This is a genomic window from Nocardia elegans NBRC 108235 (assembly GCF_001612845.1).
Lineage (GTDB): Bacteria > Actinomycetota > Actinomycetes > Mycobacteriales > Mycobacteriaceae > Nocardia > Nocardia nova.
In genome coordinates this window covers 1-25142 of the sequence record NZ_BDBF01000031.1, presented here as the reverse complement: position 1 = coordinate 25142, position 25142 = coordinate 1, and the positions used below count along the sequence as shown (strand labels likewise).

24 protein-coding genes and 1 pseudogene are annotated in these 25142 nt (G+C 67.5%); 10 read left to right on the top strand and 15 right to left on the bottom strand.

The features are described 5' to 3' along the window. The first annotated feature begins 15 nt into the window (after positions 1-15). Positions 16-1113 (top strand): acyl-CoA dehydrogenase family protein, encoded by a 1098-nt coding sequence (locus tag NE2_RS21790; RefSeq protein ID WP_063028945.1) that lies wholly within the window; start codon positions 16-18, stop codon positions 1111-1113. Here NE2_RS21790 and NE2_RS21785 read toward each other — a convergent pair. After that, positions 1110-1664 (bottom strand): AAA family ATPase, encoded by a 555-nt coding sequence (locus NE2_RS21785; protein ID WP_063029020.1) that lies wholly within the window; start codon positions 1662-1664, stop codon positions 1110-1112. The genes NE2_RS21790 and NE2_RS21785 overlap by 4 nt on opposite strands. 160 nt (positions 1665-1824) lie before the next feature. Here NE2_RS21785 and NE2_RS21780 point away from each other — a divergent pair, with 160 nt between their 5' ends. Then, positions 1825-2244 (top strand): VOC family protein, encoded by a 420-nt coding sequence (locus NE2_RS21780; RefSeq protein ID WP_063028944.1) that lies wholly within the window; start codon positions 1825-1827, stop codon positions 2242-2244. Positions 2245-2251: 7 nt separating this feature from the next. Here the strand turns inward: NE2_RS21780 and NE2_RS21775 are convergent, their stop codons facing one another. Both NE2_RS21775 and NE2_RS21770 read right to left on the bottom strand, forming a co-directional pair. After that, positions 2252-3064 (bottom strand): alpha/beta fold hydrolase, encoded by an 813-nt coding sequence (locus tag NE2_RS21775; RefSeq protein WP_063028942.1) that lies wholly within the window; start codon positions 3062-3064, stop codon positions 2252-2254. 32 nt (positions 3065-3096) lie between these two features. Next, positions 3097-3888 (bottom strand): alpha/beta fold hydrolase, encoded by a 792-nt coding sequence (locus tag NE2_RS21770; RefSeq protein ID WP_218018644.1) that lies wholly within the window; start codon positions 3886-3888, stop codon positions 3097-3099. Positions 3889-3999: 111 nt separating this feature from the next. Between NE2_RS21770 and NE2_RS21765 the strand changes: the two genes are divergently transcribed. Both NE2_RS21765 and NE2_RS35850 read left to right on the top strand, forming a co-directional pair. Further along, on the top strand, positions 4000-4884 hold the full coding sequence (locus NE2_RS21765; RefSeq protein ID WP_063028940.1) for a LysR family transcriptional regulator: 885 nt from the start codon (positions 4000-4002) through the stop codon (positions 4882-4884). 247 nt (positions 4885-5131) lie between these two features. Further along, positions 5132-5275 (top strand): hypothetical protein, encoded by a 144-nt coding sequence (locus NE2_RS35850; RefSeq protein ID WP_156055884.1) that lies wholly within the window; start codon positions 5132-5134, stop codon positions 5273-5275. Between the two features lie 87 nt (positions 5276-5362). Here the strand turns inward: NE2_RS35850 and NE2_RS21760 are convergent, their stop codons facing one another. The 5 genes from NE2_RS21760 to NE2_RS21740 all read right to left on the bottom strand — a co-directional run bounded on the left by NE2_RS21760 (position 5363) and on the right by NE2_RS21740 (position 12719). After that, positions 5363-6787 (bottom strand): MFS transporter, encoded by a 1425-nt coding sequence (locus tag NE2_RS21760; RefSeq protein ID WP_063028938.1) that lies wholly within the window; start codon positions 6785-6787, stop codon positions 5363-5365. Positions 6788-7006: 219 nt separating this feature from the next. Next, entirely contained in the window at positions 7007-7996 is a 990-nt protein-coding gene (locus tag NE2_RS21755; RefSeq protein WP_063028936.1) for a sigma-70 family RNA polymerase sigma factor, read from the bottom strand. 246 nt (positions 7997-8242) lie between these two features. Continuing rightward, the gene (locus NE2_RS21750) at positions 8243-9892 is read right to left on the bottom strand and encodes an acyl-CoA synthetase (protein ID WP_063028929.1); all 1650 of its coding nucleotides are present in this window, start codon (positions 9890-9892) and stop codon (positions 8243-8245) included. A 217-nt stretch (positions 9893-10109) separates the two neighbouring features. Beyond that, on the bottom strand, positions 10110-11651 hold the full coding sequence (locus NE2_RS21745) for an acyl-CoA synthetase (RefSeq protein WP_063028927.1): 1542 nt from the start codon (positions 11649-11651) through the stop codon (positions 10110-10112). 30 nt (positions 11652-11681) lie between these two features. Further along, positions 11682-12719, bottom strand: a complete 1038-nt coding sequence (locus NE2_RS21740) for an LLM class F420-dependent oxidoreductase (RefSeq protein ID WP_063009993.1) — start codon at positions 12717-12719, stop codon at positions 11682-11684. A 118-nt stretch (positions 12720-12837) separates the two neighbouring features. Here NE2_RS21740 and NE2_RS21735 point away from each other — a divergent pair, with 118 nt between their 5' ends. The 4 genes from NE2_RS21735 (at position 12838) to NE2_RS21720 (ending at position 16584) form a co-directional block, all read left to right on the top strand. Beyond that, the gene (locus NE2_RS21735) at positions 12838-13848 is read left to right on the top strand and encodes a Zn-ribbon domain-containing OB-fold protein (protein WP_063028925.1); all 1011 of its coding nucleotides are present in this window, start codon (positions 12838-12840) and stop codon (positions 13846-13848) included. Between the two features lie 12 nt (positions 13849-13860). Beyond that, a complete protein-coding gene (locus NE2_RS21730; protein ID WP_062994467.1) occupies positions 13861-14895 on the top strand; it encodes a thiolase family protein in 1035 nt (344 codons plus the stop codon). After that, positions 14892-16058, top strand: coding sequence for a thiolase family protein (locus NE2_RS21725; protein WP_062962009.1), 1167 nt, complete (start codon positions 14892-14894; stop codon positions 16056-16058). Before NE2_RS21730 ends, NE2_RS21725 begins: the two co-directional genes overlap by 4 nt. A gap of 103 nt (positions 16059-16161) precedes the next feature. Next, positions 16162-16584 (top strand): nuclear transport factor 2 family protein, encoded by a 423-nt coding sequence (locus tag NE2_RS21720; protein WP_063028923.1) that lies wholly within the window; start codon positions 16162-16164, stop codon positions 16582-16584. 86 nt (positions 16585-16670) lie between these two features. Here NE2_RS21720 and NE2_RS21715 read toward each other — a convergent pair whose 3' ends face one another. Beyond that, on the bottom strand, positions 16671-17855 hold the full coding sequence (locus tag NE2_RS21715; protein WP_063028921.1) for a cytochrome P450: 1185 nt from the start codon (positions 17853-17855) through the stop codon (positions 16671-16673). Positions 17856-18068: 213 nt separating this feature from the next. Between NE2_RS21715 and NE2_RS21710 the strand changes: the two genes are divergently transcribed. Beyond that, positions 18069-19235 (top strand): steroid 3-ketoacyl-CoA thiolase, encoded by a 1167-nt coding sequence (locus tag NE2_RS21710; RefSeq protein WP_063010005.1) that lies wholly within the window; start codon positions 18069-18071, stop codon positions 19233-19235. Between the two features lie 358 nt (positions 19236-19593). Next, a complete protein-coding gene (locus NE2_RS21705; protein WP_014348820.1) occupies positions 19594-20010 on the top strand; it encodes a helix-turn-helix domain-containing protein in 417 nt (138 codons plus the stop codon). Positions 20011-20214: 204 nt separating this feature from the next. Here NE2_RS21705 and NE2_RS21700 read toward each other — a convergent pair whose 3' ends face one another. The 6 genes and pseudogenes from NE2_RS21700 to NE2_RS21675 all read right to left on the bottom strand — a co-directional run. Next, positions 20215-21240 (bottom strand): hypothetical protein, encoded by a 1026-nt coding sequence (locus NE2_RS21700; protein ID WP_063028918.1) that lies wholly within the window; start codon positions 21238-21240, stop codon positions 20215-20217. A gap of 40 nt (positions 21241-21280) precedes the next feature. Next, on the bottom strand, positions 21281-21796 hold the full coding sequence (locus NE2_RS21695) for an ImmA/IrrE family metallo-endopeptidase (RefSeq protein WP_063028916.1): 516 nt from the start codon (positions 21794-21796) through the stop codon (positions 21281-21283). 11 nt (positions 21797-21807) lie between these two features. Next, entirely contained in the window at positions 21808-22131 is a 324-nt protein-coding gene (locus NE2_RS36335; protein ID WP_146165144.1) for a hypothetical protein, read from the bottom strand. 1054 nt (positions 22132-23185) lie between these two features. Next, entirely contained in the window at positions 23186-24217 is a 1032-nt protein-coding gene (locus tag NE2_RS21685) for a hypothetical protein (protein WP_063028912.1), read from the bottom strand. A gap of 150 nt (positions 24218-24367) precedes the next feature. Continuing rightward, complete coding sequence (locus NE2_RS21680; RefSeq protein WP_063028910.1) at positions 24368-24880, bottom strand: ImmA/IrrE family metallo-endopeptidase; 513 nt, start codon at positions 24878-24880, stop codon at positions 24368-24370. An 11-nt stretch (positions 24881-24891) separates the two neighbouring features. Further along, positions 24892-25142 (bottom strand): annotated as a pseudogene (locus NE2_RS21675) (cell surface protein); the annotation flags it as partial.

The window sequence follows — 25142 nt, the reverse complement described above, 5'->3', positions numbered from 1 at the left end:
GAACTAGGAACAACGATGGATTTCACACTTACCGAGGGGCAGCAGGATCTCGCGCGGTTGACCGGCGAGGTCTGCACCAAACTGGTCACCGCCGACCGGCTACGGGAACTGGACAAGGCCGAGGTCCGCTTCGACGAGCAGCTCTGGCGGTCGCTGGCCGAGACCGGAGTGCTCGCGGCGGCTCTGCCGGAATCGGTGGGCGGCAGCGGCCTGGGCGCGCTGGAGCAGACCGCGATTCTGCGGGAGATCGGCAAATCCGCCGCCCCCGTCCCCTATCTGTGGTCGGTCGTCCTCGGCGCCGGCGCCCTGGCCCGGTGGGGTGACGAGGCGCAGCGCGAACTGGCGGCGAAAGCCGGTGCGGGCGAGACGATTCTGACCGTCGCGCTGTCGGAGGAACGCAACTGGGAGCCGGCGAAGCCCACCACGACCGCGACCGAGGACGGCGGCTGGAAGCTGGTCGGCGCCAAGACGGTTGTTCCCTTCGCCGCGCAGGCCGGGCGGATCCTGGTGCCTGCCACGGTCTCCGGCAAGGCGGCGGTATTCCTGGTCGACCCCGCGGACGCGCGCATCACGCCGCAGCAGGTGGTCGACCGCAGCCCGCAGGCCGAGATCGAATTCGATTCCACCCCAGCCGAATTGATCGGCACCGTGGACGGCGGCGCGGAAATCCTCGCGTGGCTACTGAACCACGGCTGGCTCGGTCTGGCCGCGCAGCAGCTGGGCACCTTGGAGCGCGCGGTCGAACTCGTCGCCGAATACGGCCGTGAGCGTGAGCAGTTCAATCGCAAGATCGGCAGCTTCCAGGCGGTCGCGCAGCGGCTGGCCGACGGCTACATCGATCTGCAGGGGCTGCGGCTGGCGGTCACCCAGGCCGCGTGGCGGGTCGACGAGGGGCTGCCGGCGGACGCGGAGATCCACACCGCCAAGTTCTGGGCCGCCGAGGCCGGTCACCGCATCGCCCACACCGCCGTGCACGTGCACGGTGGCGTCGGCATCGACCGCGACCACATCGTGCAGTGCTACTTCACCGCCGCCAAACACAACGAATTCGCGCTCGGCGGCGCCACCGACCACCTGCGTGCGCTGGGCACCCTCCTGGCCGAGGCCCACTAACGCAGGCGCTCGCCCGGGCCGATCCGCCGCTCCACCGGTTCGGCCCGGGCGAGAATCTCTCCGACGGTCTCCTCGATCGTGAGATCCGTTGTGTCCAGCCACAATCCGACGTGTGGCGTCTCCCCGTGCAGGACGGTGTCGAGCTGTTCCACGGTGAAGACCCCGTAGGCCTTCTTGTCCCGTCCGGCCTCACGCCGAGCCACCGCGGCCGGACGCGGAGTCAGCACGACCACGTACAGCGGGTCGGTGCGGATCTGCTCGATCATCCACGGCAGCAGTTCACCCAGGACGACGTCCTGGACCACCGCCGTGAATCCCGCGGCGGCGTATTCGTCGGCCGTCGCGGCCGCCAGGCGGTGGCGTAACCGCAACTGCCGCATGGCTTCTCCGCTCGGTTCGCCGGACATCTCGGCGCGGCCGCCGACCACGAAGCGGCGGAACACGTCACCGCGAACGTGGGCGGAACGGGGCAGTCGTTCGGCGAGGGCCTGCGCGACCGTCGACTTTCCGGCCGCTTGGATGCCGGTGATGAGATAGACGGCACTCGTCATGGCCGGACGGTATCGCGCAGGACACTCGACCGCGAGCGATTTTCCCGGTCGATGCGGCATCAGTGCAGCTCAGAGCGGGTACGCCGAGGCGTCCGATGAGTTTGCCGCGCCCACCGCGTCTCTACAGACGACACGTACCGATGCCGCGAGAGGACCGAGCATGGCCAGCAAGATGATCTTCATCAATCTCCCCGTCGAGGATCTGGAGCGGTCCACATCGTTCTACGAGGCGCTGGGCTGGAAGGTGAATCCGGATTTCACCGACGAGAACGCCGCGTGCGTGGTGGTCGACGACAACATCTGCGTGATGCTGCTGGTCCGGCAGTACTTCGACACCTTCACCAACCGACCGATCGCCGACACCCGGGCGGCCACCGGTTCCATCTACGCGCTGTCGCTGGGCAGTCGAGCGGAGGTCGAGTCGCTGATCGCGGCCGCGGTGGGCGCCGGGGCCACGGAGGAGGTCAGCGAGGACAAGCGCGCCCAGGAGGAGGCGGTAGGCATGTTCAGCCGCGCCTTCGTCGACCCCGACGGTCACCACTGGGAGGGTTTCTGGATGGATTATCCCGGCAGCAACTGACCGGGCGTCACGCCGTTTGCGCGTCCAGGAAGTTGATGATCTTGGCGTGGAAGCCGGCCGGATCCTCGCCCGGAGCGCCGTGGCCGGCGTCGATCTCGGCGTAGCGGGCATCGGGTATCGCCGCGAGCAGCCGCTGTTGCTGCGCCGCCGGAACCACCCGGTCGTGCGCACTGGCGAGGATCAGCGTCGGCGCGGTGATGCGGCCGAGCAGATCGGTGAGATCCACGGTGCGATCCGCCTCGGTCTGGCGGGCGGCACCGCGCGCGATCACCTTCGCCAGCTGTTCGACCAGAGTCGCGTTCTCCTCCGCGCTCGTTCGCTCCCAGTAGCGCGGACCGAATGCCATCAGCGGCAGCATGTGCGCGAAGAGGCTGGTGCCGTAGGCGGCGTCGGCGCGCAGCACCTGGATCCAGTAACGGAATTCGGCATCCATCCGAGCGTCGGTGCGAACCCAGCCCGCATGCATCAGCAGGGAACGAACCCGGTCGGGTGCGGTCGCGGCGACGTGCGCGGCCACCACCGCGCCCAGGGAATGCCCGACCAGGTGGAACCGGTCCAGCCCGGCGTGATCGGCGACGGCGCGCACCTCGGCGGCCAGATCGGCGACGGTGAGCGGGCCGCCGTGGTCGACGGTGTCGCCCGAACCGGAATAGTCCAGTGCCACAACGGTATAGCGGTCGGCGAGATCGGCGGTCAGCGGCGTCCACTGGTCGCGTGCGGCCGCCGTGCCGTGGACCAGCACGACCGCGGGACCCGTTCCGGTCATGTGGTAGGCGACCTCGGCGGTACCCCCGGTGATTGCGGCGGTTGCGAATATCATCGAATTTCCTTGTGCCGTAGGTGTTTCGGTCATCAGGCCGCGGCCTGCAGAGTGAAGTCGGCGATCGCCGCGCGCAGCGCGGCCGTGAACTCGGCCGCTCGTTCCTGTTGCGGCATATGGCCCGCGCCGTCGATCACGCCGACTCGCGCGCCCGGCGTGAGGGCCGCGCACATCCGCGCCACCGCCACCGGAATTTCGGCGTCCAGCTCGCCGTGCAGGTAGTGGATCGGCGTACGCAGGTGCGGCAGTCGCGGGCGGGGATCGTAGGTTGCGAAGAGGTGGAACAGTTCGTCGATGTACACACCCGAATCGAGGATCTGTCGTACGGTCCAGTCCACCAGCGCCGGCGAGGTTCCCGGGGCATACCAGTTCGGCACCCACCGCGCGACGAATTCGGCTCGGTGATCCCGCATTTCGCCGATGATCTCGGCCAGCGGCATGCCCTGCCCGGGCCAGTAGGCCGGACCGTCTACCGCGACCACACCGCCGAGCAGATCCGGATGAGCCAGCGCCAGTTCGGTCGCGAAGGTCGCGCCGACCGAGGATCCGACGACGATGGGGCGATGCAACCCGAGCTGCCGGATGAGCTCGACGAGGTCGGCGATCACACCGGTCAGGTTGTTGCCGGCGACGGGCCGGTCCGATCGCCCGCAGCCGCGCCAATCGACGGTGACCACCCGGAACTCGGTGACCAGCGCCGCCTGCTGAGCGCCCCAGACCCGGCCGCTGGTACCCCAGCCGTGCAGGAACAACAGCGGCTTCCCGGTTCCCTGATCCTCGTAGTACAGCTGGACGTCGTCGACGGTGAGATACGGCATGGTCATCACTCCCGGTGCGGTTTCCGATGTGCTGTGACCAGGAAATCGCGTTCGGCCGCGCCGAAAAACGGCCGAATCGCGCTGGCACTGTTCACCGAAACTGATTAATCTCGCGCCGTGGAGCTCCGCCAATTGCAGTACTTCCTGACCGTGGCTGAGGAACTGCACTTCGGCCGCGCGGCCGAGCGGCTGCACATCGTGCAGTCGGCCGTGAGCCAGCAGATCACCCGCCTGGAGCGGGAATTGGGCGTCGCGCTGTTCGAGCGGACCACCCGCACCGTGCGCCTCACCGAGGGCGGGCGGCGACTGCTTCCGCACGCCGAACAGGTACTCGCCGCGGTGGCGCAGGCCCGTGCCGCCATCGACGACCTGCGCACCGAACGCACCGGCACGATCCGGCTGGGCACCAGCACCGGTCTGGGCACCCGCCTGGAGAGCATTCTCGTCGCCTTCGCCCACCGCGCCGCGCACGCCCACCTCGAACTGGTCAACGCCGAGACCGCGGATCGGATGAAGTGGGTGCGCTCGGGTGAACTGGATGCGGCGATCGTGCGCGGTGCGCGCGAGGAATCCGGGCTCGAACTGCTGCCGCTGTGGTCGGACCGCCTCGTGGCCGCGATTCCCGCTCGCCACGACCTCGCGGTATTGCGGGAGATCGATCTCGCGCGTTTCGCGGAGCTGCCACTGCGGCTGGTCGGCCGCACGCGCAATCCCGCCCTGTACGACCTGGTCACCGACTCGTGCCGGCAGGCCGGCTTCGCACCGGTCTTCGGACCGGAGTTCACCACCGAACAGGACACGCTGGCCGCGATCGGCTTCGGCGCGCCGAGCTGGACCGTGTACTACGCGGCCCAGGCGGCGCACTTGTCGTTCCCGGGCGTGGTCTGGCGTCCGCTGCGCAACCCGGAGCCGAGGATGCCGAGCTATCTCGCGGTGCGGCCCGATCCGCCGCGCGCCGAGTTGCGGGCACTCATCGAGGCTTGCCACACCGTGCCCGATTGACCGCCTGATCGTCGCACGACGACGACCGAATCCTCTCCGCCCCAGCATCTTTCGTCAGGGCCATCGCAGGATCCGCCGTCGCGCCAGCTCGAGCCGCTCGAGCCACCGAGCTATTCGCCTGCCACAGGTGCCCCTCGGTCATCGGCGAACACTTCGCAACGGCAGCGCGGCACGATGCGGGTATTCTTCTGTGGCGCAACCACTTCCGCCTCTCGTATGCTTGAACCCCGAGAGGTGGGGGGACAGGGTGAAACGTTCGCTGATGTTCGTCATGGCGGCCGTCGCGGCGCTCTCGAGCTACGACTACGCACGCTCCCCCGGCCACATCGGCATGGCGGTGGCCGCCGGAGTCGTCATCACGATCTGGCTGACCGCCAAGGCGATCGACTAGTACCTCGAAGGCGCGCAGACGTTTTCGTGTCCCGCGCACGCGGAGTGGCCCCCGACCGGGTCGAGGGCCACTCCGTCCGCAGCGCGGTCACACATCGGCCGGCACGCGCTCGCGCCGAGCCGACCGGAATGTCGCCCAGGCGAGCGCCGCCGCCAGCACCGCGATCCCCGCCGCGGCACCGAATGCGGCCGAGAACCCGTCGGTGAGCGCATCGGCGTCATCGATGCGGTCGGCTCCGGCGGCCGCGGCGATCGCGGTGACCACCGCCAGCCCCAGCGCCGATCCGATCTGATAGCCGGTGTTCACCAGCCCGGACGCCAGGCCGCCCTGCTCCGGCCGCGCCGCGGAGATGGCGGTCTGCAGCGACGGGACGAACGCCAGCGACATGCCGGATGCGGCCAGCAGCGATCCGGGCAGCACGTCGATCCAGAAGGTGCCGTCGGCTCGGATGAAGGTCAGCCAGACCAGCCCGGCCCCCAGGACCAGCAGTCCGGTGACGATCATGGCGCGAGCCCCGAAGCGCGCGAACAACTTCGGTGACACCGCGATCATGCCGACCATGATCAGGGCGGTCATCGGCAGCAGCGCAGCGCCCGACGGGAACGCCGAATAGCCGAGAACCTGCTGCAGATACAGGTTCAGGAAGAACCACATCGGCACCCAGGCCGCACCCAGCAGCACCTGAGCCAGGTTGGCCGCACCGAGATTCGGCGCACGGAAGATCGACAGCGGCATCAGCGGTTCGCTGCGACGGGCCTGCAGGCCCAGGAACGCCGCCAACAGGGCGACCGCGAGCGCCAGGACGGCCCAGGTCGATCCGGACCCCCACCCGACCTCGGGAGCGCGGACGACCGCGAAGACGGCCGCACCCGAGCCCAGCGTCGCGGTGAGGGCGCCGAGCACGTCGACCGAACCGCCGGCCGCGGCTGCCCCGCCGGGGACCAGCACCGCGGCCGCGACGACGGCCAGCGCGGCGATCGGAATGTTGATGTAGAAGACCCACGGCCACGAGGCGTACTCGGTGATGAGGCCGCCGAGGAATACGCCGGCGGTACCGCCCGCCGGGGCGGCGGCGCCGTAGAACGCGAATGCGGTGGTCAGCTCCTTGGGATTCGACCCGAACACCATCATCAGCAGCGTCAACGCCGAGGGCGCGATCAATGCGGCGCCGGCTCCCTGGACACCCCGGCCGATCAGCTCGAGCGCGGGCGAGCCGGCGAGCCCGGCGACCAGCGAGCCGGCGCCGAGCACCACCCAGCCGGCCTGGAAGATGCGGCGGGCGCCCCAGATATCGGACAGCCGCCCGCCGAGCAGCAGCAATCCGCCGAAGACGATGACGTACGCGTTGAAGACCCAGGACAGGCCCTCCTGCGAAAAGCCAAGGGAATCCTGCATTTTCGGCAGGGCCACCCCGATGATCGAGGTGTCCATGATGACCATGAACTGAGCCAGCGCGATCAGAGCCAATGCGAACCAGCGCCGCGACGGCGGCGCGGATACCCGAGTGGACATAGAAATCCTCACTCCTCGGTTGCGGGCGCATCCGCTGCGCCCGTTGAATTTCCGACCCGTTCTGTATACCCCCATAGGGTATTCGTGCGATACGGAACGCGCCTGTGATTCAGGCCATACCCCCATAGGGTATCTCGCAGAAGCGGGAGGTCCGCAGGCACGAAAAGGAAGGGCCCGCCGGTCTTTCGACCGGCGGGCCCGTGCACGATCCACGAGGGATCAGTCGCGCAACTCCGGCGGTAATCCGAACAGCGGGAACAACCGGTCGGTGTCGAGGAAGAAGTTCAGTCCGCTGATCGCGGAACCCTCGAATTCCAGCACCGTGATCGACCAGGGCGAGAAGACCCCGGGTTCCTCGGTCGGTTTGTACTGACCGAAGGCCGGAAGTCCGTTGGCGCCCTCGAGGGGAACGAGCCGCGAACCCCGGCAGGCCGAGGGGCCCGGCGAGAGCATGAACCGAGCGACGTTCTCCGGACCGGAGACCCACAGCTCGATGGGCGGCATCGACAGCGCCACATCCTCTTTCAGCAGCGAGGTGAGCGCGTCCATGTCGTAGGCCTCGAAGGCGCGCACGAAACCGTCGACGAGCTTGCGCTGACTGTCGTCGGATTCGTCGTAGCCCCCCGACTCCGAGGGCTGCACCTTCGACATCGTCGCGCGGGCCCGCTGCAGCGCGCTGTTCACCGAGGCCGGCGACATCATCAACATCTCGGCCGTCTCGTTGGCCGAGAACCGCAGCACCTCCCGCATGATGAGGATCGCCCGCTGGGTGGCCGGCAGATGCTGGCAGGCTGCCACGAACGCCAGCCGCAGCGAATCCTTGGTGCTGGCGTGCTCGGCCGGGTCGGCGCCGAAGGCCAGGGCGTTCGGAATCGGTTCGACCCAGACGTAATCGGGCTGCGGCGGCGGTAGCGGACTGTCCGGGCTCGACGGTCCGGACAGGTCCATCGGCCGGGCCCTGCGCTGGGGGCCGTCGAGCATGTCCAGGCAGATGTTCGTGGTGATCTTGTATAGCCACGACCGCAGGCTGGACCGCCCCTCGAACGAGTCGTAGGCCTTCCAGGCCCGAGTGAAAGTCTCCTGAACCGCGTCCTCTGCCTCGAACGAGGAACCCAACATCCGATAGGCGTAAGCACACAGCTCCCGCCGGTAACTCTCGAATTGCTGCAGCACGTCGTCGACCGTGCCGGCGGAAGCTTGTTCGCTCATGCGGATCACTGTGGCACAGGCCACCGACAGAAAACACCCCGGAAGTAGGGGCATGGACACGAACGCCGTGCCCAGCAGGCCGCGGCCACGCAATGGCACTCGACGGACCGCCGGTGCGCAGAACTCACCGCGTTTCGGCGACACGATATCGCCGCGCCCGGCGGTGCCGTGCCGGGCGCGGCGATATCGATTGCCGGTTATTTACTTCGGCGAGCTATCTATTTCTGCGGGGCGATCGCTGTGTGCCTATTTCGACGCAGCCTGGGATTCCTCGTCGGCCGGCCGCGACCGGGCGTGTTCGTTGGCCCAGCGATAGTCGGGCTTACCGGCCGGCGAACGCTTGATCTCGTCCACGAACCACAGGCTGCGCGGCAGCTTGTAGGAGGAGATCTCCTTGGTCAGCACCGGACGCAATTCCTCGAGCGTCGGACGGTCGGCGCCGCGACACTGCACGACCGCGGCCACCCGCTGTCCCCAGCGCTCGTCCGGCACACCGATCACCAGCGCGTCGAAGATCTCCGGATGGCACTTGAGCGCGCCCTCGACCTCTTCGGGGTAGATCTTCTCGCCGCCGCTGTTGATGCTGACCGAACCGCGGCCCAGCATCGTGACGGTGCCGTCCTCCTCGACCCGGGCGAAGTCGCCGGGGATGGAGTAGCGAACGCCGTTGAACTCCTTGAACGTCGCGGCGGTCTTCACCGGGTCGTTGTAGTAGCCCAGCGGGATGTTGCCGGTCCGAGCCAGCACGCCCACCTGACCGGAGCCGGGCGCGACGGGGTTGCCCTCTTCGTCGATGACCGCGGTGGAGGCGTCGATCTTGACCCGGGGACCACCGGTGTGGGTGGCACCCTTGGCCGCCACCGACAGCCCGCCGAAACCGGTCTCCGAGGAGCCGATGGAATCGGTGATGACCGTATTCGGCAGCAGCTCGATGAACTCGTCCTTCAGCGCCGGGGAGAACAGCGCCGCACTGCTGGCCATCGCCCACAGATTCGAATGCTGGTACGGCTCACCGGTTTCCGGATGGCCTTCCTTGAGCGCGTCCAGCATCGGCCGCGCCATGGCGTCACCGGTGATGAAGATGAGGTTCACGCCGTGGCGGTCGATCGCCTGCCACACGGTGTGGGCGCCGAACTCCGGCAGCATGATCGTCTTGCCACCGTCGAACAGGCCGTGGAAGGTCGCCGACTGCGAACCGCCGTGGATCATCGGCGGGATCGGGTAGCGCACCATCTGGCCGCCGGCGGCGCCGGCCTTGGCCTGCTGCCACTCGTCCTCGATCGCTTCGCCGGTGACGAAGTTGATGCCACCGCCGAGCACCCGCCACCAGTCCTCGTGGCGCCACATGACGCCCTTGGGCATGCCGGTGGTGCCGCCGGTGTAGATCATGAAGATGTCGTCGTTGGAGCGGTCGCCGAAGTCGCGCTCACCGTACGAAGCCGCCAGCGCCGCTTCGTATTCCACCGAATCCGCGGGCAGCGGCACCTCGGCTTCGGTACCGTCGTTCACGGCGATGACCGTCTTCAACTTCGGCGTGTTCGGCCGCACGGCCGACACCTTGTCGCTGTAGCGACGTTCGTGAATCAGCGCGACCATATCGGAATTGTCGAAAATGTATTGCAACTCGTTCTCGACGTACCGGAAGTTCACGTTGATCATTACTGCCCGCGCCTTGAAGATCGCGACCATGGCCTCCACGGCCTCGATCGTGTTGCGCGAGTAGATGCCGACCTTGTCACCCGGCTGCACACCCTGTTCTTGCAGGTAGTGCGCCAATCGGTTGGCCCGATCCTCCAGCTCGGCATAGGTCACCGAGCGGACGTCGTCGGCCAGCGCGACACGGTCCGGCACGAGGTCGATGGTGTGTTCGACAAGGTCCGCTATGTTGTAGCTCACAGGACCAAAATAGAACGTGTTCTTACGCCTGACAAGACTTGATTTACACAGTTTACTAATTCGGCCGAATCGGCAGTGGGTTTCGCCGAAACGCGTATTCTGCAACGCCGACGAGCCCGCCGGTCACAACCGGGCGGGCTCGAGGGCGCCGCGACCGAGGACGCCCCACACAGGGCAGGACGGAAAGGGCGTCCGGACTCGATCGGCGAGACTGCGGCTACGCGGGCACGTAATGCTCGCGCAGCTTGCGCTTGTACAACTTGCCGTTCGGATCGCGCGGCAGTTCGGGCAGGTAGTCGATGCTCTTGGGCAGCTTGTACTTCGCCAGGCGAGCCGCGGCGAACTCCATCAGCTCCCGGGTCAGCTCGTCGTCGGCCGCGACTCCTTCGGCCGGCTGCACGACGGCCTTCACCTCCTGACCCCAATCCGGATGCGGGATACCGAAGACCGCGACATCGGCGACCTTGGGGTGGGTGATCAACTCACCCTCGATCTCGGCCGGATAGATGTTCACACCCCCGGACAGGATCAGATCCGAACGCCGGTCGTGCAGGAACAGATAGCCGTCGGCATCCATGTGCCCGATGTCGCCGACGGTAAACAGATCGCCCACCCGCGCGTCCTCGGTCTTCGACTTGTCCTTGTGATACTCGAAGTTGGAGCCGCCCATCTTCATGTACACCTGGCCGACCTCGCCGGGCGCGACCTCGTTGCCCTGCTCGTCGAGCACCTTCACCACCGCGTACGGCCAGGCCTTGCCGACCGAACCCGGCTTGCGCAACCACTCCTCGCCCGAGATCGACGTGCCGCCACCCTCGGTGGCCGCGTAGTACTCGGTGACGACCGGGCCCCACCACTCCAGCATCCTGCGCTTGGTCTCCTGAGGGCACGGTGCGGCGCCGTGGATCATGCACCGCAGCGAGGAGACGTCGTAGCGCGCCCGCACCTCCTCCGGGAGCGCGAGCAGGCGGTGGAACTGAGTGGGGACCATATGGCTGTGCGTCACCCGATGGGTGTCGATCAGCCGCAGCATCTCCTCCGGATCCCACTTGTCCATCAGAACCACCTTGTGCCCCAGCTGAATCGAGATGGAGGCGAAGTTCAGCACGGCGGTGTGATAGAGCGGCGAACCGCAGATGTGCACGTGGTCATCGAAGGGCTGGATGCCGAAGAGTCCGAAGAAGCCGGTCGCCTGCGGGCCCACCACATCCGGATCGGCGCCGGTCAGCGGGCGGCGAACACCCTTGGGGCGGCCGGTGGTTCCCGAGGTGTAGAGCATCGGCGCACCGGTGGTCCGGACGTCGGGGCGTCCGGACTCGCCCGCGCCGAGCTCGGCCAGGGGCTGGAAACCGGCGATGTCGCCGACCGAATAGCGCGCGCTCGCAGGCACATTCGCCTCGTCGGCGGCGATGGTCGCGGCTTCGGCGAAACGCTCGTCGGCGATGAACACCTTCGCCTCGCTGTCACCGAGGATGTAGGCGATCTCCGGACCGGTCAGATGCCAGTTCACCGCCACGATGTACAGCCCGGCCTGATAGGCCGCGAAGTACACGCCGAGCGCATCGGTGGTGTTGTGCACCATCGACACCAGCACATCGCCGGGCTGTAACCCCTTGGTCTGCAAGCCTCTTGCGATGCGGTCGGCCTGGTCGGACAACTCCCGGTAGCTGACCTCCCGCCCCGACGGATCGACGACCGCGATCCGATCGGGGTCGGTGGCAGCGATATTCCACAGTCCCAGCTTCTGCGCCGGCTCCATCGAAGTCACTCCTCGAATCTAGAACGTGTTCTACATCTGAACAAGGGGGGCGAGGCGGTCCAGCTGCGCCACGTCGCGAACCGTCACCAGGAGCATTCCGACACCCGCCGCCTCCCAGACCTTCAGCTGGGAGCGCACATGGTCCTCGTCGCCGATGATGGCGGTGTCGAGGATCAGCTGGTCCGGGATCACGGCGGCGGCCTCGTCCTTGCGGCCGGAGCGGAACAGCCTGGTGATCTCGTCGACCTCGGCGCCGTAACCCATCCGGCGGTAGACCTGGGCGTGGAAGTTCAGCTCCTCGGCGCCCATGCCGCCGATGTAGAGCGCCATCACCGGCTTGATCCGATCGATCTCGGCGCGGGCGTCGTCGGTGATGATCACCTGGCAGCTCGCCGCGATCTCGAAGTCCTCCCGAGAACGCCGGGCACCCGGACGGGCAAACCCCTCGTCGAGCCATTCGTCGTACATTCCGGCGAGTCGCGGGGTGTAGTAGATCGCCAGCCAGCCGTCGGCGATCTCGGCCGTGAGAGCCACGTTCTTGGGCCCCTCGGCGCCGAGCCAGATCGGCAGATCCGCACGTAGCGGGTGGGTTATCGGCTTGAGTGGTTTACCCAGGCCGGTCGAGCCCGGCCCGTCGTAGGGCAGCCGGTACTGCGCGCCCTGACTCACCACCGGCGCCTCCCGGGCCAGCACCTGGCGGATGATCCCGACGTACTCGCGGGTGCGCTGCAACGGTTTGGCGAAGGGCTGGCCGTACCAGCCCTCCACCACCTGCGGGCCGGAGACGCCCAGCCCCAGGATGTGGCGGCCACCGCTGAGGTGATCGAGGGTCAGCGCGGCCATCGCGGTCGCGGTGGGGGTGCGAGCGGACAGCTGCACCACCGACGTCCCGAGCCGGACCCGGTGGGTGGACGAACCCCACCAGGCCAGTGGCGTGAAGGCATCCGAACCCCAGGACTCGGCGGCGAACACCGCATCGAATCCGGCCTCCTCGGCGGCCACCACCAACTCCCCGGCATTGGGCGGCGGCCCCGCACCCCAATATCCGAGCTGCAATCCGAACCGCATCGTCGACTCCTTCCGCCCAGCCCGTTTCACCGAGCCCGTTGCCGGACACCTTTCCAGGTAGCCCTTGCCACCAGAATAAGAACCTGTTCTACTCGATATCGTGACCAATGGGAACACCATGACCGGCGTAATCGCGAAAGGCAGCGGTCCGGAAGCGGAACCCGCACCCGAGGTACTCAGCGCCGAACTACGAATGAAGTTCGACTACACCCGATCGGTCGGACCGACCATCGGCCGGTTCCTGACCGGGCTGCGCGAGGGCCGGATCGTCGGCGTCCGCGGCAGCGACGGCCGGGTGATCGTGCCGCCGGCGGAATTCGATCCGGTGACCGCGCAGCGGCTGACCGACTTCGTCGACGTCTCCGATGTCGGCACGGTGCAGAGCTGGAGCTGGGTCGCCGATCCGCTGCCCGGCCAGCCGTTCGACCGCCCCTTCGCCTGGGCGCTGGTGAAATTCGACGGCGCCGATACCGCGATGCTGCACGCTCTCGACGTGTCGTCTCCCGACGAGGTGCACAGCGGATTGCGCGTGCGGGTGCGCTGGGCCGCCGAGCGCAGTGGCAGCATCCACGACATCGCCTGTGTCGAACCGGGCGAGACCTCCTCGGCCCCAGCCGGTTCCACCTCGGCGGATGCCGATGCGGCCGAGCCGGTCACCGGCATCGTCACCCCCATCGACCTGCGGTACAAGCACACCGCCTCGCCCACCGAGACGCGGTATCTGAAGGCGCTGGCCGAGGGTCGCCTGATCGGCGGTCGCGCCGACGCCGAGAGCAAGGTGTACTTCCCGCCCCGCGGTGCCGACCCGATCGACGGCCGTCCGACCGACGAGATGGTCGACCTGCCCGACACCGGCACCATCACCACGTTCTGCATCGTGAACGTGCCGTTCATGGGACAGAAGATCAAGCCGCCGTACGTCACCGCGTACGTACTGCTCGACGGCGCCGATATTCCGGTGCTGCACCGGGTGCTGGGCTGTGATCCCAGCGAAGTCCGCATGGGTATGCGCGTGAAGGCGGTGTGGAAGCCGCGCGAGGAGTGGGGTTACACGCTGGAGAACGTGGACCACTTCGAGCCCAACGGCGAGCCGGACGCGGACTACGACAGCTACCGGCACCACCTCTAGGAGCGAAACACCTTGAGCGACAACGCAACAGATATCGCGGTGGTGGGCTTCGCCCACGCCCCGCATGTCCGTGAAACCTACGGCACCACCAACGGTGTCGAAATGCTGGTCCCGTGCTTCCGGCAGCTGTACGACAAGCTCGGCATCGGCGTGTCCGATATCGACTTCTGGTGCTCGGGTTCCTCCGATTACCTAGCCGGACGGGCCTTCTCGTTCATCTCCGCGATCGACTCGATCGGCGCCGTGCCGCCGATCAACGAATCGCACGTCGAAATGGACGCCGCCTGGGCGCTGTACGAGGCGTGGGTGAAGCTGCGCTCCGGACAGGCCGAGACCGCCCTGGTCTACGGCTTCGGCAAGCCTTCGGCCGGCACGCTGCGGCAGGTGCTGACGATGCAGATGGATCCGTACCTGGTGGCCCCGCTGTGGCCGGATGCGGTCTCGGTGGCCGGACTGCAGGCCCGGGCCGGACTCGACGCCGGGAACTGGACCGAACGCGATATGGCCGCGGTCTCGGCCGCCGACGACGCCGAGATCGAGAAGCGGCTCGCCGCACCGTATGTCGCGAATCCGCTGCGCGAGCACGACATCGCGCCGATCACCGACGGCGCCGCCGCGATCGTGCTGGCCCGCGGCGACAAGGCCCGCGAGCTGTGCGAGCGGCCGGCATGGCTGACCGGCATGGCGCATCGCATCGACACCCCGATGATCGGCGCCCGCGATCTGACCACCTCCCCCTCCACCGCGGCCGCGGCCAAGGCGGTGCTCGGCGGGGACGCGAGCGGATTCGATGTCGCCGAACTGCATGCGACCTACAGCCACGAACAGCTGATCCTGAAGCAGGCCATCGGGCTGAGCGAGTCCACCCGCATCAACCCCTCGGGTGGTGCGCTGGCGGGCAACCCGATGTTCGCCGCAGGTCTGGAACGAATCGGCTACGCGGCCAACGAAATCATGAACGGCACCGCCGAGCGAGCCCTCGCACACGCCACCAGTGGTCCGGCGTTGCAGCAGAACTTGGTGGCGATCCTGGAGGCAGGACGATGACGCAGCAAGCCGCCGTACTCGGCACGGGACAAACCCATCACGTGACGAAACGGACCGATGTCTCGATGGCCGGTATGTGCCGCGAGGCAATCGATCGCGCACTCGAAGATGCCGATCTGACGATGGCCGACATCGACGCGGTGATCGTCGGTAAGGCGCCGGATCTGTTCGAGGGCTCGATGATGCCCGAGCTGTTCATGGCGGACGCCCTGGGCGCCACCGGAAAACCGCTGCTGCGCGTGCACACGGCGGGTTCGGTCGGCGGTTCGACCGGCGTCGTGGCCGCCAACCACGTGCAGGCCGGTGTGTACCGCCGGGTGCTGGCGATCTGCTGGGAGAAGCAGTCCGAATCCAATGCCATGTGGGCGCTGTCGAATCCGGTGCCGTTCACGATGCCGGTCGGCGCCGGTGCGGGCGGATACTTCGCGCCGCACGTGCGCGCGTACATCCGCCGGGCCAACGCTCCCCTGCACATCGGCGCGATGGTCGCGGTGAAGGATCGCCGCAACGGCGCGAAGAATCCGTTCGCACACCTGCGCCAGCCCGATATCACCATGGAATCGGTACTCGCGTCCCAAATGCTCTGGGATCCGGTGCGTTTCGACGAGACGTGCCCGTCCTCCGACGGCGCGTGCGCGATCGTGATCGGCGACGAGGAGTCGGCGAAGGCTGCCGAGGCGTCGGGTAAGAAGGTCGCGTGGGTGCACGGCACGGCCATGCGCACCGAACCGCTGGCCTACTCGGGCCGCGACCAGGTCAATCCGCAGGCCGGACGGGACGCCGCGGCCGCACTGTGGAAGCAGGCCGGGATCACCAATCCGCTCGAGGAGATCGATGCGGCCGAGATCTACGTCCCGTTCTCCTGGTTCGAGCCGATGTGGCTGGAGAACCTGGGCTTCACCCCCGAGGGCGAGGGCTGGAAGCTGGTCGACGCGCGCGAGACCGAGATCGGCGGGAAGCTGCCGGTCAACCCCTCGGGCGGCGTGTTGAGTTCCAATCCGATCGGCGCGTCCGGCATGATCCGCTTCGCCGAGGCGGCCAAGCAGGTAATGGGCCGGGCCGGCGATTACCAAGTCGAGGGTGCTCGAAAAGCCTTCGGCCATGCCTATGGTGGCGGATCACAGTACTTCTCGATGTGGGTAGTGGGCTCGGAACCACGGTGACGCGCAATTCCGCCGGCATTTCCGGGTGACCGGATTGCCGGCGGAAAGCACATTTGCAATTCCATCAGCAAATTCGCCGATACCGCCGAGCCGGGAGTTCGACATGACCGCTACCACCACCACCGAACATCCGGCACGCCTCGCCGGACGGGCCTCACAGGCCGCGGTCCGCGCCCGGGACAAGGGCGCGTGGCTGGCACTGTTCGCCACCGACGGCATCGTGGAGGATCCGATCGGCCCCTCGGTCTTCGACCCCGAGGGCGTGGGCCACCGCGGCCACGAAGCCATCGCGGCGTTCTGGGACAAGGCCATCGCCCCCACCGAATCCATCGACTTCCTCTTCGGGGACTCCTTCGCCTGCGGCAGCGAGGTGGCCTTCACCGGGCTGATCCGCACGCAGCTGGGCGGACACGTCATCGACGCCGAGGGCGTCTTCACCTACAAGGTCGACGACGCCGGGAAGATCGTGGCACTGCGCGCGTTCTGGGAAACCGATCGCGCGATGGGAACCATGCGCAAGCAGTGAGGCAGCGCGGCACGAAACGAGGGCCGCACGAACAACAGGGCGGGCACCCATCGGGTGCCCGCCCTGTCCGTGTTTCAGGGTGCGAATCAGGCCTTGGTCTTGTAGTCGACCTGGAATTCCTTGATGCCGTTGAGCCAGCCCGAGGTCAGACGCTTGGGGTCGCCGAGCTTGGTGATATCGGGCAGGTGGTCGGCGATGGCATTGAAGATCAGGTCGATCTCCAGGCGGGCCAGGTTGGCGCCGATGCAGAAGTGAGCGCCGGTACCACCGAAGGACAGGTGCGGATTCGGATCGCGAGTGATGTCGAAGGTGTACGGGTTCTCGAACACCTCCTCGTCGAAATTGGCCGAGCGGTACATCAGCAGGACACGCTGGCCCTTCTTGATCTGCACCCCGGACAGTTCGGTGTCGACCAGCGCGGTCCGCTGGAACGAGCTCACCGGCGTGGCCCAGCGGATGATCTCGTCGGCGGCGGTGGCCGGCCGCTCGCGCTTGTAGAGCTCCCACTGCTCCGGGTTCTCCAGGAACGCGATCATGCCGTGGGTGATGGCGTTGCGGGTGGTCTCGTTTCCGGCGACCGCCAGCAGGATGACGAAGAAGCCGAACTCCTCCGAGGTCAGCGCCTCACCGTCGATATCGGCATTGACCAGAGCGGTGACGATGTCGTTGGCCGGTTCCGCCTTGCGGGCCTCCGCCATCTGCCAGGCGTAGCCGAGGATCTCCATCGACGAGGCGGCCGGGTCGGCATCGCTGTCCGGATCGTCGTAGCCGGTCATCTCGTTGGACCACTGGAAGACCTTCATCCGGTCTTCCTGCGGGACGCCGATCAGTTCGGCGATCGCCTGCAGCGGCAGCTCACAGGCCACCTGGGTGACGAAGTCGCCGGCGCCGCTGGCCGCGGCCGCGTCGACGATCGATTTGGCGCGGGCGGACAGCTCCGCGCGCAGGCCGTTGATCGCGCGCGGGGTGAACCCCTTGGAAATCAGCTTGCGCAGTTTGGTGTGTTCGGGCGCATCCTTGTTGATCAGGATGTGGCGCTGCAGCTCGATGGCCTCGCGCGGGATGTCGTCGTTGAAGCGGGGAATCGCGGTGTTCTCGTAGGTGGAGAAATCGTCGCGCCGCGAGACCTCCTTGACATCAGCGTGCTTGGACACGACCCAGAAGCCGTCGTCGTGGAACCCTCCGACCTCCGGAGACTGCGGGTTCCACCAGATCGGCGCGGCCCGGCGCAGCTCCGCGAACTCTTCGACGGGAATGCCGCGGGCCCACATATCGGGATCTGTGGCGTCGAACCCCTCGGGGAGGTTCGGAGCTACATGGGTGTCAACCACCAGTTGTCTCCTTCGACTAACTGAAACACGTTCTACCTTCATTGCAGCATAGGTGGTATCAGTAGTAAAGAAGCCATAGTCCGCCCTCAGTACATCCACAGAACTTGTTCCAGTTTCTGTGCTGATACGGATCCTGTTCGAAAGGTTGAAGTTATGGGCACCCCCGTCATCGTCGAGGCCGCGCGCACCCCGATCGGCAAACGCAACGGCTGGCTGGCCGGCCTGCACGCCGCCGAGGTGCTCGGCGCCGCGCAGCGCGGCGTCCTCGAGCGCGCACAGCTCGATCCGGCATTGGTCGAACAGGTCATCGGCGGCTGCGTCATGCAGGTCGGCGAGCAGGGCAACAACGTCACCCGCACCGCGTGGCTGCACGCCGGACTCCCCTGGCAGGTGGGCGCGACCACGGTCGACTGCCAGTGCGGGTCCGCCCAGCAGGCCAACCACCTGATCGCCGGGCAGATCGCCCAGGGCGCGATCGACATCGGCGTCGCCTGCGGCGTCGAATCCATGAGCCACGTCCCGCTGGGCGCGAACGTGGGTGAGAACGCCGGGCCCCGCCGCCCGGCGAGCTGGGACATCGATATGCCCAACCAGTTCGAGGCGGCCGAGCGAATCGCCAAGCGGCGCGGCATCACCCGCGACGATATCGACGAATTCGGCGTGCGCTCACAGCGTTTGGCCGCGCAGGCCTGGGCGGAGGGGCGCTTCGATCGCGAGGTGCTGACCATCGCCGGCGCGCCGCAGGTCGACAAGGAGGGCACCCTCACCGGCGAGACGCTCGACGTCAACCGCGACCAGGGACTGCGCGAGACCACCCGGGAGAGCCTGGCGAAGCTGAAGCCGGTGCTGGAGGGCGGAATTCACACCGCCGGTACCTCGTCGCAGATCTCCGACGGTGCCGCCGCGGTGCTGCTCATGGACGAACAGGCCGCCGCGCGTGCCGGACTGAAGCCGCGGGCGCGCATCGTCACCCAGTGCCTCGTCGGCGCCGAGCCGGAGTTCCACCTGGACGGCCCGGTGCAGGCGACGACGCGGCTGCTGGAGAAGTCGGGCATGAGCATCGCCGATATCGACCTCTTCGAAATCAACGAGGCCTTCGCCTCGGTCCCGCTGTCGTGGGCGTCGGTGCACAAGCCGGATATGGACCGGGTCAACGTGAACGGCGGCGCGATCGCGATCGGACATCCGGTCGGCAGCACCGGCTCGCGGTTGATCACCACCGCCCTGCACGAGCTGGAACGCTCCGACAAGTCGATCGCAATGGTCCTCATGTGCGCCGGTGGCGCACTTGCGACCGGAACAATCATCGAGCGGTTGTAATACCGAACAGATTTCATCCGTAGTTGAACGTTCATCCTCACAGGTCCGAGACGTGTCGTACGCCACACAAACTGCGATACAGACAAAAGGATGAGATGTCAGCTATCTTCCGGTTATCAATGGCCCGTTGAACGAGACTCGTTCGACGGGCCAGAACCGGAGCGTACTGCCCCTCGACCAGTGAGGGTGCGGTGCCCCGCAAACGCGCCGACGCTGAACAGTTCCCGGACGGCCGACCTGGAAGCTTCAAGGAAATCCTGAATCAGGCGTAGGTTTTCAGTTACTCAGCCGCTAATATCAATGATACGTATCCGAGATAACGACTGTTAGTACAGCGAAGGGAATTGGGCGGCTCACAATGGCTGATTTCGCGGCGCGGCTGAACAAGCTGTTCGAAACCGTGCATCCCCCGGGGCGTAAGCCGCACACCAATGCCGAGGTGGCGGCAGCGCTCACCGCCTCCGGGCATCCGATCTCGAAACCGTATCTCTCGCAGTTGCGGTCGGGTCAGCGGACGAACCCCTCAGATGAGACGGTTGCCGCACTGGCAAAGTTCTTCAAGGTCAAACCGGACTACTTCTTCAACGACATCTATGCCGCCAAGATCGACCATGATCTGGAGTTGCTGTCCCAGCTGCAGGGCTATGGACTGCGTCGGCTGTCGAGCAGGGCGTTCGATCTCTCCGAAGAGTCGCAGAACCTCCTGACCTCGATGGCCGAAAAGCTCCGGGCGAGTGAAGGTCTGCCCGAGGTTCCACCGGACGGCACGGAATAGCAAGTCGGACAAGGCAACACAGTGCGGCACTCGGAACCGCACTGTGTTGTCTTGTGACATGGTTGTCTTGTGACATGCGACCGAAGCGGTGACGCTTCGGTCTGCGCTGTGCGATCGGACCGCCCGCCCAATCCGTCGCCGCGCCGACAGCACCGTTCGCGCCCGGTATCGGCGCCGGCATTACCCCTTCGCGCCGGATAAGGCTCAATCTGCCTGCGCGATCGCAGATTTCCGTTCTGTAGCGGTGTGCTCGAAAGCGCGAGCGATCGCCTGCACCCAGCCGCGCGGGCTCAGCCCCTCCGGCGGTGCGATCCACCGGGCATCGACGATCTCGTCACAGAGCGGATCGCGGGCCCAGCGGGCCACGCGTTGCGCGCGTTCGGTGACCGAACGCGCGGGCACCCCCGCCGCCGCCAGCTCCATACCGCCGCCAGTCTGCAGATATAGTGCGTCCATGATCTGAGCGACCTGGTCGGACGCCTTGAGCTCGGTGACCGACACAGTCTGCTCGTGCGCCACCACCTCGGGAAAACGTTTGATCATGGTCCGGTGCAGGGCTCGGATCTGTCGCAGCAGCAGCCGCGCCCGCATCCACCGCTCGATCACGATCCATACCGCGCCGCCCGCGATGAGCAGACTCGCGAGCTGCCAACCTGGCCAGAACCACCCCGGCTCGCCGGGAGGCACCGGTTGTGCACCGACCGTCAGCCGCCGGATCGATAGTGCGGCAAGCACTCCCGTAGCCATGGTGCCCGTGGTGTAGAGCGCGATGCCGCGCCCCAACGCCGTCCAGTCCAGATTGCGCAGACCCGTCACCGCGATGAAGGCACATCCGAGCAGCGTCATGGCCCAGCCGAACAGGATCGACCAAACGATGGTGGCGGCGATGAGGAGCGCGCCGAAACCATATACCGCCCAGGCGATTTGACGCAGATTTCGACGCGAGACCACGGGCCAGGCGGCGACCGCCACCACCGAGGTGGCCACCGCGAACAACAGCCAGGTCGCCGCCACCAGCCGGTCGGCCAGAGCCTGACCGTTGATTCCTTGCGGCCGTGATTGGTCCACCGCGACCGCGGTTTCCGGAACGCCGAGCGTGGCCGCGGCGCCCACCGCCGCGACCGCGATCACGATCGCCATCCGGGCCGTGGTCGGGGGCTTCACCAGGACGCGGCCGATACGGGAACCGGCCGCCATCCACACCAGCAGGGCCGTCAACGAGAAGATCATCACCAACCCTTCCCTTTCGTCGGATGACCGGCATGCACCGTCATCCGAGTGCCTCGTCGAATCGGAGCACCGAGACGCCGGAACCACGGTTGTCGAATACGCGTAGGCGGGTCGTCAACATGCCGGCGAAGGTTTCGGCCTCCCACTCGTACTGCTGGTTCCGACCGTCGTCGACGATCTGCTGATGCGCGCGCTGGGACAGCATGTAGGCGATCAGATCGTCGCCGGCCTCGAGCATGACCTCGGCGGTCGGTTCACCGGGATGGTCGAAGACCACATGTCCCAGTTCGTGAGCGAGGGTGTGGTCGCGACTGGGCAGGGCGGCGGCCAGCACGATCACATCCCTGTCCGGGTAGCTCCGGCGCTGACCGCACACACCCGGCCCCAGCTGGGCATTGGTGATTTCGATCGGACGGCCGCGTTCGGCGGAGATCGCGAGGACCACCTCCTCCAGGGTGGTGGCGTCGAAATCGGCGGCGACCGCGCACACGGCGTCGACGGCGACGGCGACGCGGCGATACGAGCGGCCTGTCTGAATAGTCCGGCTCTCGATCATTCCGCGCCCCCTCAGGCCCTCGGTCCGAAGAATTCCGCGCGTGCGGCGTCGAGGCGTGCCTGCGCCGCCGAGGCACTGCGAAAGCTCATCGCACCGGAGCCGACTGCGGCGAGCGCCATGGCGATCACACTGCCGGCGACCGCTGGCATCTCGACCTCCGGCGGTTTGCCAATGGCCACGATCTGGTCGCCGGCGGGATTCGGCTGGGCCGGCGCGGGCGCCGGAGCCGCGGCCGACGCCGACGGCGCGGGGGTCGGTGCGATCGGGACCGCAGCCGGCACGGGTGGGGTGGCGACGTCGACCGGAGGCAGGGGATCGGCGGGGACCCGCGGCAACGTCGGGAGTACCAGCGTCGGTCGCGCGGGAACCGTGCGCCGCCGAACACGGTGCGGCAATGAAAGAATCAGCAGCGGCGACCTCGCGGCAGCGGCCCTGATCGCGGCCGGTCCGGTGACCGGTGGCCCGGGGTCGATCACAATAGCCGATTCGGAAGCCGTTGCGGCAGGGCCCGTTCCGGTCAGCAAGGCCAGGAGGGAACCAGGGGCCGCCGGTCCTGACAACCCTGCGGGAGCCGGCGCCGAAGAGGTCGTAGCGCGTCCCGGGGCGTCGAGATTGCCGTGGTTCTGGTTATCGTCTAACGGAGTAGGCCCCGCCGCACCCGGTGCGGCCGTGCCCGGTTGCTGCCGCGCTTCGGCACCGGGACCGGTCGGCCGGGAATCTGCGGAGCCCTGCTCCGTTGCGGCGTTCGGCTGAGATGCGGGCGGATGAAATGGTTGGGCGTGACCTGGATTCGGCTGACCTGGATTCGGCTGACCCGGATTCGGCTGACCTGGATGGGGCTGACCCGGATTCGGCTGACCCGGATTCGGCCGAGCCGGATTGGGGTGAGCTGGGTGAGCGGCGGCTACCTGGGGGCCGAGAACCGCACAACTACAGAACATTCCGGCGACCGCAACAACGCGCGCTACCCGCCCCATGGTCATGCGCTCGCCTTCCCTCGAGTTCTCAGCGCAGATCTCTACCCGGTCGCTACAACCCATCGCCCGGACCTCGCGATGCGGCACATCCTAACTTCAGACAGTTCGCTCGCGCAGCGAGATCGGTTGAGCCCGAATGCTCGTCGCGCCACGGCACGCGGAATCGTCGACCGTGCGGATCGCGGCGGCGGGAAGGACGCCGCGCGACCCGGCAGGCGTGTCATTGCCGCGATAAGGCCGTACACCGGCTCGGGATCGGTTGCCTTGCGATCAACTCACGCACCACAGGCGCCAATTCGGATGGCTGCCAGCGCGCGCCGCCGTCCTCTGCGACACCGTGGCGCCAGCGTGCCGACCATGCCGACGAGCATCGAATTGACTCGCACCTTCGGCGCCCACTCGATCGCCAGCGTTACGCGACTGCCGGTCTCGGCTCGGAAGGTTTCCGTTCTGTCGCGGTGCGCTCGAAGGCTCGGGCGATCGCCTGCACCCAGCCGCGCGGGCTCAATCCCTCCGGCGGTGCGATCCAGCGGGCGTCGACGATCTCGTCACCGAGCGGATTGCGGGCCCAGCGGGCGACCCGCTCGGCACGTTCGGTGACCGAACGCGCGGGTACCCCGGCCGCCGCCAGTTCCATACCGCCGCCGGTCTGCAGATACAGCGCGTCCATGATCTGCGCGACCTGATCGGAAGCCTTGAGCTGAGTGGCCGATACCGTCTGCTCGTGCGCCACCACCTCGGGGAAGCGCTTGATCATGGTGCGATGCAGGGTCCGAATCTGGCGCAGCAGCAGGCGCGCCCGCACCCAGAGCTCGATCACGATCCACACCGCACCGACCGCGATCAGCAGACTCGCGAGCTGCCAGGTCGGCCAGAACCAGCCCGGATCGCCGGGGCGCGCGGGTTGTTCGCCGATCGCCAGGCGCCGAATCGACAGCGCGGCAAGGACTCCCGCCACCACCGTGCCGGCGGTGTAGAGCGCGATACCGCGGCCCAGCGCCGTCCAGTCCAGATTGCGCAGGCCGGTCACGGCGACGAAGACGCAGCCGAGCAAGGTCATGACCCAGCCGAACAGAATCGACCACCCGATGGTGGCCGCGATGACGAGCGCGCCGAAACCGTAGACCAGCCAGGCGATTTGACGAAGATTTCGGCGCGAGACCACCGGCCAGGCGGCGGCCGCGACCACCGACGTCGCCACCGCGAACAGCAGCCAGGTCGCCGCCACCAGCCGGTCGGCCAGGGCCTGGCCGTTGATCCCGTGCGGCAGTGCGTGATCCACCGCGACCCCGATCTCCGGGATGCCGAGGGTGGCCGCGGCGGCCACCGCCGCGACCGCGATCACGATCGCCACCCGGGCCGTGGTCGCGGGCTTCACCAGGACACGACCGATGCGGGCGCCGGCCGCCATCCACACCAACAGCGCAGTCAACCAGAACGTCATGTTTCTACCCCGTGCCTGTCGTCGGATGTCCGAGGGGCCCTCCGTGGTTACGCACGCTGCCGCCTCCGGGCCCCTCGGTCATCCGAGTCTTCTGCGGACGACCGAAGGGCCCTCCGTGGTTACGCACGCTGCCGCCTCCGGTCCCCTCGGTCATCCGAGAGCCTCGTCGAATCGGAGCACCGAGACACCGGCGCCGCGGTTGTTGAAGACGCGCAGGCGGGTCATCAGCATGCCGGCGAAGGTCTCGGCCTCCCACTCGTACTGTTCGTCCTGCCCATCGTCGACGATCCGCTGATGCGCGCGCTGGGACAGCATGTAGGCGATCAGATCGTCGCTGGCCTCGAGCGTCACCTCGGCGGCCGGTTCACCCGGGTGGTCGAAGACCACGTGGCCCAGTTCGTGCGCGAGGGTGTGGTCGCGGCTGGGCAGGGCGGCGGCCAGCACGATCACGTCCTTGTCCGGATAGCTGCGGCGCTGACCGCACACACCCGGTCCGAGCTGGGCGTCGGCGATTTCGATCAGGCGGCCGCGTTCGGCGGAGATCGCGAGGACCACCTCCTCCAACGTGGTGGCGTCGAAATCGGCGGCGACCGCGCACACCGCGTCGACGGCGGCGGCGACGCGGCGGTAGGAGCGGCCCGTCCGAATCCGGCTCTCGGTCATCTCGCGCCCCCTCAGGCCCTCGGTCCGAAGAATTCCGCGCGTGCGGCGTCGACGCGCGCCTGCGCGGCGGAGGCGCTCTGGAAACTCACCGCGCCGGAGCCGGCCGCGGCCAGCGCCATGGCGATCACGCCGCCGAGCACAGCCAGCGTCTTGACCTCGGGCAGGCCGCTACTGGCCGCGGTAGGACGCACGGCTGGATTCGACTGGGCCAGTGCGGGCGCCGGAGCCGCTGGGGCAGGAGCCGGTGGTGCGGGTGGTGCCG

Bases quoted from the DNA above. Each gene is read 5' to 3' on its own strand.
- NE2_RS21790 (WP_063028945.1), top strand. From the start codon at position 16: ATGGATTTCACACTTACCGAGGGGCAGCAGGATCTCGCGCGGTTGACC.
- NE2_RS21785 (WP_063029020.1), bottom strand. From the start codon at position 1,664: ATGACGAGTGCCGTCTATCTCATCACCGGCATCCAAGCGGCCGGAAAG.
- NE2_RS21780 (WP_063028944.1), top strand. From the start codon at position 1,825: ATGGCCAGCAAGATGATCTTCATCAATCTCCCCGTCGAGGATCTGGAG.
- NE2_RS21775 (WP_063028942.1), bottom strand. From the start codon at position 3,064: ATGATATTCGCAACCGCCGCAATCACCGGGGGTACCGCCGAGGTCGCC.
- NE2_RS21770 (WP_218018644.1), bottom strand. From the start codon at position 3,888: ATGACCATGCCGTATCTCACCGTCGACGACGTCCAGCTGTACTACGAG.
- NE2_RS21760 (WP_063028938.1), bottom strand. From the start codon at position 6,787: ATGTCCACTCGGGTATCCGCGCCGCCGTCGCGGCGCTGGTTCGCATTG.
- NE2_RS21755 (WP_063028936.1), bottom strand. From the start codon at position 7,996: ATGAGCGAACAAGCTTCCGCCGGCACGGTCGACGACGTGCTGCAGCAA.
- NE2_RS21745 (WP_063028927.1), bottom strand. From the start codon at position 11,651: ATGGAGCCGGCGCAGAAGCTGGGACTGTGGAATATCGCTGCCACCGAC.
- NE2_RS21740 (WP_063009993.1), bottom strand. From the start codon at position 12,719: ATGCGGTTCGGATTGCAGCTCGGATATTGGGGTGCGGGGCCGCCGCCC.
- NE2_RS21735 (WP_063028925.1), top strand. From the start codon at position 12,838: ATGACCGGCGTAATCGCGAAAGGCAGCGGTCCGGAAGCGGAACCCGCA.
- NE2_RS21725 (WP_062962009.1), top strand. From the start codon at position 14,892: ATGACGCAGCAAGCCGCCGTACTCGGCACGGGACAAACCCATCACGTG.
- NE2_RS21720 (WP_063028923.1), top strand. From the start codon at position 16,162: ATGACCGCTACCACCACCACCGAACATCCGGCACGCCTCGCCGGACGG.
- NE2_RS21715 (WP_063028921.1), bottom strand. From the start codon at position 17,855: ATGTGGGCCCGCGGCATTCCCGTCGAAGAGTTCGCGGAGCTGCGCCGG.
- NE2_RS21710 (WP_063010005.1), top strand. From the start codon at position 18,069: ATGGGCACCCCCGTCATCGTCGAGGCCGCGCGCACCCCGATCGGCAAA.
- NE2_RS21705 (WP_014348820.1), top strand. From the start codon at position 19,594: ATGGCTGATTTCGCGGCGCGGCTGAACAAGCTGTTCGAAACCGTGCAT.
- NE2_RS21700 (WP_063028918.1), bottom strand. From the start codon at position 21,240: ATGATCTTCTCGTTGACGGCCCTGCTGGTGTGGATGGCGGCCGGTTCC.
- NE2_RS21695 (WP_063028916.1), bottom strand. From the start codon at position 21,796: ATGATCGAGAGCCGGACTATTCAGACAGGCCGCTCGTATCGCCGCGTC.
- NE2_RS21685 (WP_063028912.1), bottom strand. From the start codon at position 24,217: ATGACGTTCTGGTTGACTGCGCTGTTGGTGTGGATGGCGGCCGGCGCC.
- NE2_RS21680 (WP_063028910.1), bottom strand. From the start codon at position 24,880: ATGACCGAGAGCCGGATTCGGACGGGCCGCTCCTACCGCCGCGTCGCC.